Source organism: Thermus sp. 2.9 (genome assembly GCF_000794385.1).
In the GTDB taxonomy this organism is placed as follows: domain Bacteria; phylum Deinococcota; class Deinococci; order Deinococcales; family Thermaceae; genus Thermus; species Thermus thalpophilus.
This window is the reverse complement of sequence record NZ_JTJB01000021.1, coordinates 1-8,913: the sequence shown is the minus strand read 5'-3', so window position 1 is coordinate 8,913 and position 8,913 is coordinate 1. Positions and strand designations below refer to the sequence as shown.

Genomic DNA, 8,913 nt, shown 5'->3' with positions numbered 1-8,913 from the left:
CTCAGCCTGGGCGGGGTACTATTACCAGTGGACAGATCTTAGGATTTACTCAAGCAGGCGTTCTTCGTCCAACTCCAGGTGTTTTTAAACGTGCAGGCGAGGCGGAGCCGGCACCTCGGCCCTGCACGGGCTAGGGAAAGGAGGTGAGGAAAGATGCGGTGGATTGTAAAGCCTTCCCGGGTGCAGCCCTTGGGTGACCCGGGTTGCGGTGGAAGGATGCCCGCGCCCTGCCCTCAAAGATAATAGGGCTAATGTAGCCAAGTCCTGGATGGCAGCAGGCTACCAGGTGCCAAGAAACTTCCTGCTGCCATCCACATCTTTAGCGAGGTCTGCATGCTCTGGCCGCTTTGGAGCGAGTTCCTGCTCTCTTGGGCCCGAACCCGGCGTTACTGGTTCAACACGCTGGCAAACCTGGGGGGGAGCCTCCTCTACTTCTACGCAATCCTTTTGGGCTTTAGCCGGCTTACCCCCGAGGAGGCCCGCTTCTTGGACCCAGGCCCCCTGCTTCTGGTCTTCACGGCCTTCAACCTCACCTTGTTCACCTTCCAGTCCATCGCCTACACGGTCCAGGGCGAGGCGCAACTGGGGACCCTGGAACACATGGCCCTGGCCCGGGGAGGCCTCCTGCACCAGCTCCTCCTTCGGGCCCTGGTGCAAGGCCTATTCGGGGTTCTCTGGAGCCTTTTGGTCCTCCTACCCTTGGCCTTGGCCTTCGGCGTGACCCTAGGCCCCCTGGCCCGCTGGCCTTTGGGGTTCTTGCCCCTTTTCCTGGCCGCCTTGGGCTTCGGCCTCCTCATGGGGGCCACTGCCTTGTACTTCAAGCAGGTGGACGAGTTTTTCACCATCGTCCAGTTCCTCTTCCTGCCCTACTTCTTTTATCTGGTCCGGTTTGAGCCCTGGATGGCCCACCTGCCCTTCGCCCCCGGGGTGCACCTCCTGCGGCTTAGCCTCTCAGGGGCGGAGGCGCCTTGGGGCCTGTTGGGCCTGGCCCTCTTTCAAGGGCTCCTCCTCTTCGCCCTGGGGCTTTGGGCCATGGCCTACATGTACCGCCTGGTGCGCAGGCGGGGTATATTGGGGAGGTTCTAGGAGGTGTGATGCTCTGCTGGCAACTCTGGAGCGAGTTTCTCCTGGAGTGGAACCTGACCAGGCGCTACTGGTTTGACACCCTGGCGGGGCTTTTGGCCTCCGTCCTCTTCTTCTACTCCATGGTCCTCGGCCTGGAGAACCTGACCCCCGAGGGGCTGGCGAGCCTAGGTCTGGACCTGGGCCCCCTCCTCCTGGTCTTCGCCGCCTTCAACCTGGTGGTGGGCACCTTTCAGTCCATCGCCTATTCCGTCCAGTCCGAGGCCGCCTTAGGCACCCTGGAGCATCTGGGCCTGGCCCGGGGAGGGCTTCTCCGACAGCTCCTCCTGCGCGCCCTCGTACGGGGACTTCAGGGCATCACCACAAGCGCTCTTGTCCTCCTTCCCCTCGCCCTTCTCCTCGGGGTGCGGCTCGCCCCCGCCCCCTGGTGGCCTTTGAGCCTTTTGCTTCTCTACCTCGCCGCCCTAGGCTTCGCCCTGGGCATGGGAGCCCTCGCCCTTCACTTCAAGCAGGTGGAGGGCTTCTTCACCATTGTCCAGTTCCTCTTCCTTCCTTACTTCTTCTCCCTGGTTCGCTTCGCTCCCTGGATGACCCCCCTCCCCTTTGCCCCGGGGACGCAGCTCCTGAAGCTCGCCCTCACCGGGGAGGGGGCGTCCCCCGGGCTTCTCCTCCTCGCCTTCGTGCAGGCCCTCCTCTTCCTCGGGGCGGGGCTTTTCGCCATGGCCTGGGTCTACGCGGCGGTGCGGCGGAGGGGCCTATTAGGGAGGTACTGATGCGGCTTTTGGTGCAGAACGTCCACAAGCGCTTCGGCAAGCTGGAGGCCCTCAAAGGGGTGAGCCTGGAGCTTGGGGCCGGGGAGATCCTGGGCCTTTTGGGCCCCAACGGGGCGGGCAAGACCACCCTCATCAAGGTCGTCCTCGGCCTCCTCCTCCCCGACGCGGGAGAGGTGGTCCTGGAAGAGGGCGGGGCGCGGCGCAGGCCCCAGGGCCACGAGTTCGGCGTCCTCCTGGAGGGAAGCCGCAACCTCTACGTCAACCTGAGCCTCCTGGTGAACGCCCTCTACTTCGGGGGCATCCGGGGGCTTCCCCCAAAGGAAGTCCGCCCCCGGTTTGAGGCCTGGCTGGAGCGCTTCGGCCTAAAGGACCGCCTCCACGCCCCCCTCGCTTCCCTCTCCCGGGGCATGCAGCAGAAGGCAGCCCTGGCCCTGGCCCTCGCCCTCAAGCCCCGCTTCCTCCTCCTGGACGAACCCACCCTGGGCCTGGACCCCGTGAGCCGGAGGGAGTTTGAGGGCATCCTCTTGGAGCTCAAGAAAGAGGGGTGGGGGATCCTCCTCACCTCCCACGACCTGGAGGTGGTGGAGCGGGTGAGCGACCGGGTGGCCTTCCTCCACCGGGGGGAGGTGCGGCGGCAGGGCCCCACCCGGGCCCTCCTCCGGGACTGGGCCGGGGAGGGGTACCGGGTGCGCCTCGCCGAGCCCAAGGCGGAGGCCCTCCTCCAGGCCTTAGGCCCCGGCTGGAGCGCCGAGGGCCCCGAGGTCCTCTTCTTCCTCGGGCCGTGGGAGGCGCTGCGGGAGGCCTTGGGAACTCTTCCCGTGGAGGTCCTCGAGGTCTCCAGGGGAACGCCGAGCCTGGAGGCCCTCTTCCTCCACCTCTTCGGGGAGGCCCGCCCTTCCCCTGGCGCACAACCTCGCACTGTCTAGCCGCACGGGGGATAGGGGGGTGTTGCCGGTCCTCGAGGGGGTCGGCGAGGGACCGCCCCCCACCCGGGTCGGCCCAGGGGATTGGCCCAAAAACGCGATGGCGGAAGGGCCTCTCGAGGCGCCCCCCTTCCCGTTGACCCCTTACCCAACCTGTGGTAGGGTCTTGGGCAGGACGCCCAAGACTTAGGGTGTCCTGGCCGCGATGCCAGGCCGACAGGCCTGGACGCCCAAAGGCGGTGGGGGAAGTCCGGTGAAAGTCCGGCGCTGTCCCGCAACGGTAACCGGCCCAAGCGTCGCGCCCTCCGCCCCGGCCGGAAGCCCGAGTACCCGCTTCGCGGCCCTGCCCCGTAGCCCTCGAGGCAAGGGTGAAGGTGGTGAGACCCGTGGGACCTTAGCCTAACCCCCAAAACCCGTCACGGGCCCAGCGCCCGAAAGAGGCCCTTCGGCTCTAGGAAGCTTTTCCCGCCCAAGGAGGCGCTATGCGGGAGACGCGGATGGTCTACCCCGTCTTCCCCGGGGAGACCAACCACTACGGAACCCTGTTTGGCGGAACGGTTCTGGCCTGGATGGACCAGGCGGCCTTTGTGGCCGCCACGCGCCACGCGCGCAAGAAGGTGGTAACGGTACACGCGGACGCGGTGGACTTCAAGCGCCCCGTCCCCCTGGGGGCCATCGTGGAGCTGGTGGCCCGGGTGCGGGAGGTGGGGCGCACCTCCATGCGGGTGGAGGTGGAGATGTGGGTGGAGCCGGTGAAGGAAGGCGAGGAGGCCTACCTGGCCGCCCGGGGCGGGTTTGTCCTGGTGGCGGTGGACGAAAGGGGGAGGCCAAGCCCGGTGCCTCCCCTGGAAGGAGGTGAGGCCCGTGCCCCTCACGGCGCCTAGGCTCGCCTACCGCCCCTACGAGTACCCCGAGCTCCTCCGCTTCCGGGACGCCATCCGGCACAGCTACTGGGTGCACACGGAGTTCAGCTTCCAGTCCGACCTTCAGGACCACGCCCTGGCCGACGAGAAGGAGCGCTCCCTGGTGGAGCGCGCCCTCCTCGCCATCGCTCAGGTGGAGCTCGCCGTCAAGCTCTTCTGGGCCCGGGTCTACGACCGCTTTCCCAAGCCCGAGATCGCCGAGGTGGGCCTCACCTTCGCCGAGAGCGAGGTACGGCACGCCAACGCTTACGCCCACCTCCTGGAGCTTTTGGGCCTGGAGGAGGCCTTTGGACAGGCCCTGGAGGGGGCGAGCGCCCTCCGGGATCGGGCCCAAGCCCTGGGAGAGGCCCTTCGGCGCGCCCAGGGGAAGGACCTGCGGGAATACGCCCTCGCCCTCTTCCTCTTCTCCGCCTTCACGGAACACGTCTCCCTCTTCTCCCAGTTCTACGTCCTCATGGCCCTAAACCGCCGCGGCAACCGCTACAAAGGGATCTCCAACGCCATTGAGGCCACCAGCAAGGAGGAGAACGTCCACGGCCTCTTTGGGGTGGAGCTCCTCCGTCTCCTCAGGACGGAGCACCCCGAGGCCCTGGGGGAGGAATTTCAGGAAGAGTCTCTACGCCTCGCCCAGAAGCTCTTCCGGGCCGAGGAAAACCTCCTGGACTGGCTCTTCGCCATGGGGGAACCCTCTTTGGTGGGGCACGGAGAAACCCTGGAGTTCCTCAAGGGACGCTTCAACGAAGTCCTCGCCCTCCATGGACTCCCCGAAGCCTTCCCTGTGGACCGGGCGAGGCTTCGGGACACGGAGTGGTTCACCCTGGAGCTCCTCGCCGACAAGGAGGTGGACTTCTTCAACAAGCGGAGCGTGGCCTACGCGCGCAGGGTACAAAGCTTTGATCCGGAGGAGCTTTTCTGAAGGAGGAGGCATGACCAAGACCAAGCGGACCTACGAGCCCTGGTACTGGGCCAACGAGCACACCCGCCTCTACATGCGCCGGGGCTACCTGCTGCCCGGGGTGAGCGTGGAGGAGCGGGTGAGGGAGATCGCCCAGCGGGCCGAGGCCCTCACCAAGGTGGAGGGGTTTGGCCGCAAGTTCCAGGAGTACGTGGCCCGGGGCTGGTACTCCCTCGCCACCCCCATCTGGGCCAACTACGGCCTCAGGCGGGGCCTTCCCATCTCCTGCTACGGCACCTACGTGGAGGACGACACCGCTTCCATCCTGAGGGCGGTGGCTGAGGTGGGGATGATGAGCAAGCAGGGGGGAGGGACCTCCCTCTACCTGGGAAGGCTCCGCCCACGGGGGGCCCCCATCCGGGACAACGGGGAGAGCAACGGCTCGTTTGCCTTCGCCTCCCTCTTTGACCGGGTGATCGAGGTCTTCAACCAGGGCTCCACCCGCAGGGGCCAGTGCGCCGCCTACCTGGACATAGAGCACCCTGACCTCGAGGAGTGGCTTTCCATCCAGCGGGAGCACTCCCCGGTTCAGTCCCTCTTCTGGGGGGTGAGCGTGGGGGACCGCTGGCTTGAGGAGATGATCGCCGGGGACGGGGAGAAGCGGGCCCGCTGGGCCAAGGTCCTGAAGAGCCGGGCCGAGGTGGGCATCCCCTACCTCTTCTTCCGGGACAACGCCAACCAAAAGGCCCCCGAGGTCTTCAAAACCCTCGGCAAGACCATCTGGGCCAGCAACCTCTGCACGGAGATCATGCTCCCCTCCTCGGAGGAAGAGAGCTTCGTCTGTTGCCTCTCCTCCCTGAACCTCCTCCACTACGAGGAGTGGAAGGACACGGACGCGGTGGAGACCCTGGTCATTTTCCTGGACTCCGTGCTGGACGACTTCATTGAGAAGGCGGAGGGCATCCCCTACATGGAGCGGGCGGTGCGCTTCGCCAAGCGCTACCGGGCCATCGGCCTCGGGGTCCTGGGCTGGCACAGCTACCTCCAGTCCCAAAGAATCCCCCTGGAAAGCCCCGAGGCCTTCCGTAGGAACGCCGAGATCTTCAAGACCATACGGGAGCGGGCCGAGGAGGCCTCGAGGTGGCTGAGGAAGCGGCACCCCGAGGACGAGCTCGCCGGGGTGGGGGAGCTTAAGGAAAGGCGCAACGCCACCCTCCTCGCCATCGCTCCCACCAAGTCCAGCGCCTTCATCCTGGGCCAGGTCTCTCCCTCCATAGAGCCCTACACCAGCAACTACTACCTGAAGGACCTACAGAAAGCTCGCGTCCCCTTCAAGAACCCCTTCCTGGAGGAGGTGCTGAGGGAAAAGGGCAAGGACGAGGAAAAAGTCTGGCGGAGCATCCTGGAGCACAACGGTTCCGTGCAGCACCTGGACTTCCTCACCGATGAGGAAAAGGCGGTGTTCAAGACCTTCGCCGAAGTCTCGCAGATGACCCTGGTGAACCTGGCGGCCTCGAGGCAGAAGCACATTGACCAGGGGCAGTCCCTGAACCTTGTGATCCACCCGGAGGCCCCGCCCAAGGACGTGAACGCCCTGGTCCTCCACGCTTGGCGCTCGGGCCTCAAGGCCCTCTATTACCAGTTCAGCCAGAGCGTGGCCCAGGCCTACAGCCGGGACCTCCTCCTCTCCTGCCAAGCCTGCGAGAGCTGAGGGCAGGCTACCCCAAGCAAGGCCCGGGGGAAGGGAACCCTCCCCCGGGCACTAAAGGGGCCTCAGAACGGTAGCTCCTCAAACCCCCACACCTCGCTCTCCGCCGCCCCCCTGCCCTCTAGAACAGGTCCTCGCTCGGCGTTCCCTCCGCCCCTTCTGCCTTCTTGGGCCGCACCAGAAGGGCGAAGTCGTCCAGGACCAGGGTGAGCCGGGTCTTCTTGCCGTCCTTCCCCTCGTAGGTCTCCGTTTGGAGCCTGCCCTCCAGGTGGGCGTAAGTCCCCTTGGGCGGGTCCATCTCCGCCAGGGCCTCGGCGAGGCCGCCCAAGGCCAGGACCTCAACGAAGACCGTCTCGTCTTCCTTCCGCCGCCCCCGCACGGCCACGGAGGTCTTCCAAATCGCCACGCCCTGGTTGGTGTAGACCAGCTCGGGCTTCCTCGCCAGGTACGCCTTCAGAGTCGCCTTCATTCGCTTTCCTCCTTTCGCCGGGCCTACGGGGGGGCTTTAGCCCCCCCTGCCCTTAGCGCCTGACCAGGTAGTAGCTCCCCGCGGGGCTCTTCCTAAGCCCCTCTTCCTTGAGCCACGCCTTCAGGGCCTCCTTTACCTCCCGGAGGGCCTTCGGGAGGTCCCCCTCCCAGTCCTCCTCCGCCTGGAGGAGGTTGAGGAGGGCCACCGCCTGCTCGGGGGTGAGCTTGAGCTCGTTCATCTCCACCTCCCGCCTCCTCCCGTGGGGCCTCTAGGCCCCCTAGCTCTCCTCTTCCAAATCCGGGGAGAAGTTGTTCTCCCGGGCGGCCTGGAAGATGGCCTCGAGGGCCTCCCGGTCGGTGAGGAGCCCCCTGAGCCAGTCCTCAAGGATCCCCTTGGCCTCCTCGGCGAAGGCAGATGCGTCCCAACAGCCGCCTTTCACTTTGCCCTGGTCAAGCAGAGCGCACATTAGCGCACTCCGGCCCTCCACCAGGAGGAGGACCTAAGCCTCCCTTCCACCCCTCCCACGCTCCCCGGTGAAGGATGACCTTCAGCGGGGAGAGGTCGCGGGGCACCTCGCGCCCGAGGAGGGGAAGGAAGAGGCCTACCCTCAGGACCCTCCAGGGATTGCCGCCAAGAAGGTTCCTTCCCTCGGTGGACCCCTCTTGGCTCCCCGGTGAACCCTGAAGGCTTGAAAGCAAGGAGAGGTGGCGCTTCGCCTCCCCGATCTCCCGGGAAAGCCTGCGCCTGAGGTAGGGGTTTTGTTCCTGCGCTTTCTTGGCTTGGAGTTCCCGGACTCTGGAGGCGTAGAAGCCCTGGGCGTGGTCCCTGAAGCGTTCGTCCCGGAGAAGCTTCCCGTAGCCTTTGGGAAGCTTCTCCTTGAACCCCAAGGCTCTCCTTCCGATCACGTACGCGGCGGCCACGTCCTTGGACAGGGAAAGCTGGGGAGCGTACTTGAGCATCCCGATGGCGGAGGTGTCCTGGGGGTTCACCTCCACGACTTGGACACCTTTCTTCCTCGCCAACGAATGGACCTTCCGGAGGAGGGAGGCGTAGGCGAAGCGGTGTTGCTTCCTGCGGAAAGCTCTTCCAGAGCCGTCCCCTCTCCTTCCCTTGGGGAGGTGCTTCAGGCGCTCCGTGGCGACGGCTACGCCGTGCTCCTCCGCTAGGGAGACCACCTGGTGGGCGATCTTCCACAGGAGAAGCTCCTTCGTCCCCCTGTTCGGAGCGCGGTCCACCTCCTCCAGGGAGAGGGTGAGGTGGCGCTTCAGGTTCCCGTCAGGGGAAACGAGGGCTAAGGCGAGGTGGTAGGGGTCCGAGTTCACGTCCAGGGCAAGGACGCCGTTCTCCTTCGTGGCCACGAGGGGCGCGGGCTCCTCCTCCCAGGTGAAGGTGGCGTAGACCTTGCCGTCCTTAAGGGAGAGCTCCACGTTGTAGGGAAGGGAAGCGTATACCCTCTGGAGGAGGGTGCTCAGGTTGGGGTGCTTCGTTTGGATCAGGGCGTGGGCGTAGCCTCCGTCTCCGAGGTTGATCCGGAGCCACAGGGCTCCGTCCTTGACGAGGAGCCTCAGGTTGAGGTTGCCCCCCTTGGTCTTGTCCCCACGGGAGTAGAGGAGGCCCTGGCGCTTCTCCTTCCACTCCCGCTTGAGCTCCTTCAGGGGCTTACCCGAGAGGTGCCTGCGCCTCAGGGTCTCAAAGAGCTTCCTTCCCCCGAAGACGACCTTCCTAGGGTCTTCTCCTCTCTCCCGGGCGGAGTCCAGGAGGGCCTGGGCCTTCATCACCGCGTCGTCGGCGTAGCGGGTGTTGAGGCCGAAGAAGATGCGGAGGGGGCCATTTTCCCGCTTGAGGGCTTCCCTGGTCTGACCCTCAAGCAAGCGGTTGTAGGCGTAGCGCACCCCAGCGGAGAAGCGGCGCATGAGGTCCAGGGTGGCCTTGTGGTCTTCTCCGGAAGGGAAGAGGAGGAGGGCGTGGACTCCGGTGAAGGCTTTCGCCCTCTTCTGCGAGGTACGCTTGCGCGTGGCCTTAGGCTTGGCCTTCACCTGGGGCCTCCTGTGGGGGAGTATAGCGCTTCGGGGCTTTTCGTATGTCGCGGGGGCTCGCTGGGGTGAGGTGGCGGGAAGCGGGGGCGTACGAGCGTTGGGG

10 protein-coding genes and 1 riboswitch are annotated in these 8,913 nt (G+C 65.9%); of the genes, 6 read left to right on the top strand and 4 right to left on the bottom strand.

Translation table 11 applies throughout. The features are described 5' to 3' along the window. The first annotated feature begins 333 nt into the window (after positions 1–333). From QT17_RS05625 to QT17_RS05600, 6 genes are all read left to right on the top strand, one after another. Positions 334–1,086, top strand: coding sequence for an ABC transporter (locus QT17_RS05625; RefSeq protein ID WP_039457533.1), 753 nt, complete (start codon positions 334–336; stop codon positions 1,084–1,086). An 8-nt stretch (positions 1,087–1,094) separates the two neighbouring features. Continuing rightward, on the top strand, positions 1,095–1,856 hold the full coding sequence (locus QT17_RS05620; protein WP_039457530.1) for a hypothetical protein: 762 nt from the start codon (positions 1,095–1,097) through the stop codon (positions 1,854–1,856). Further along, positions 1,856–2,782 carry an ABC transporter ATP-binding protein gene (locus QT17_RS05615; RefSeq protein WP_039457527.1) on the top strand — a complete coding sequence of 309 codons (927 nt, stop codon included), beginning with the start codon at positions 1,856–1,858 and terminating at the stop codon, positions 2,780–2,782. Before QT17_RS05620 ends, QT17_RS05615 begins: the two co-directional genes overlap by 1 nt. A 239-nt stretch (positions 2,783–3,021) precedes the next feature. Then, positions 3,022–3,111, top strand: a riboswitch (cobalamin riboswitch). A gap of 150 nt (positions 3,112–3,261) precedes the next feature. Continuing rightward, complete coding sequence (locus tag QT17_RS05610; RefSeq protein WP_014511003.1) at positions 3,262–3,663, top strand: acyl-CoA thioesterase; 402 nt, start codon at positions 3,262–3,264, stop codon at positions 3,661–3,663. Then, positions 3,644–4,618: a ribonucleotide-diphosphate reductase subunit beta gene (locus QT17_RS05605; protein WP_038043754.1), complete on the top strand. Its 975-nt coding sequence runs from the start codon at positions 3,644–3,646 to the stop codon at positions 4,616–4,618. Before QT17_RS05610 ends, QT17_RS05605 begins: the two co-directional genes overlap by 20 nt. 10 nt (positions 4,619–4,628) lie before the next feature. After that, the gene (locus tag QT17_RS05600; RefSeq protein ID WP_014511005.1) at positions 4,629–6,308 is read left to right on the top strand and encodes a ribonucleoside-diphosphate reductase subunit alpha; all 1,680 of its coding nucleotides are present in this window, start codon (positions 4,629–4,631) and stop codon (positions 6,306–6,308) included. 118 nt (positions 6,309–6,426) lie between these two features. Here the strand turns inward: QT17_RS05600 and QT17_RS05595 are convergent, their stop codons facing one another. Genes QT17_RS05595 through QT17_RS14735 form a run of 4 tightly spaced genes read right to left on the bottom strand, consistent with a single transcriptional unit; the run spans position 6,427 to position 8,810 of the window. After that, the gene (locus QT17_RS05595) at positions 6,427–6,774 is read right to left on the bottom strand and encodes a single-stranded DNA-binding protein (RefSeq protein WP_039457525.1); all 348 of its coding nucleotides are present in this window, start codon (positions 6,772–6,774) and stop codon (positions 6,427–6,429) included. A 52-nt stretch (positions 6,775–6,826) separates the two neighbouring features. Continuing rightward, positions 6,827–7,012, bottom strand: a complete 186-nt coding sequence (locus QT17_RS05590; RefSeq protein WP_014511007.1) for a hypothetical protein — start codon at positions 7,010–7,012, stop codon at positions 6,827–6,829. A gap of 39 nt (positions 7,013–7,051) precedes the next feature. After that, positions 7,052–7,213 (bottom strand): hypothetical protein, encoded by a 162-nt coding sequence (locus QT17_RS14000; protein WP_200883380.1) that lies wholly within the window; start codon positions 7,211–7,213, stop codon positions 7,052–7,054. A 10-nt stretch (positions 7,214–7,223) separates the two neighbouring features. Continuing rightward, complete coding sequence (locus QT17_RS14735) at positions 7,224–8,810, bottom strand: IS200/IS605 family accessory protein TnpB-related protein (protein WP_038043762.1); 1,587 nt, start codon at positions 8,808–8,810, stop codon at positions 7,224–7,226. Positions 8,811–8,913 lie beyond the last annotated feature (103 nt).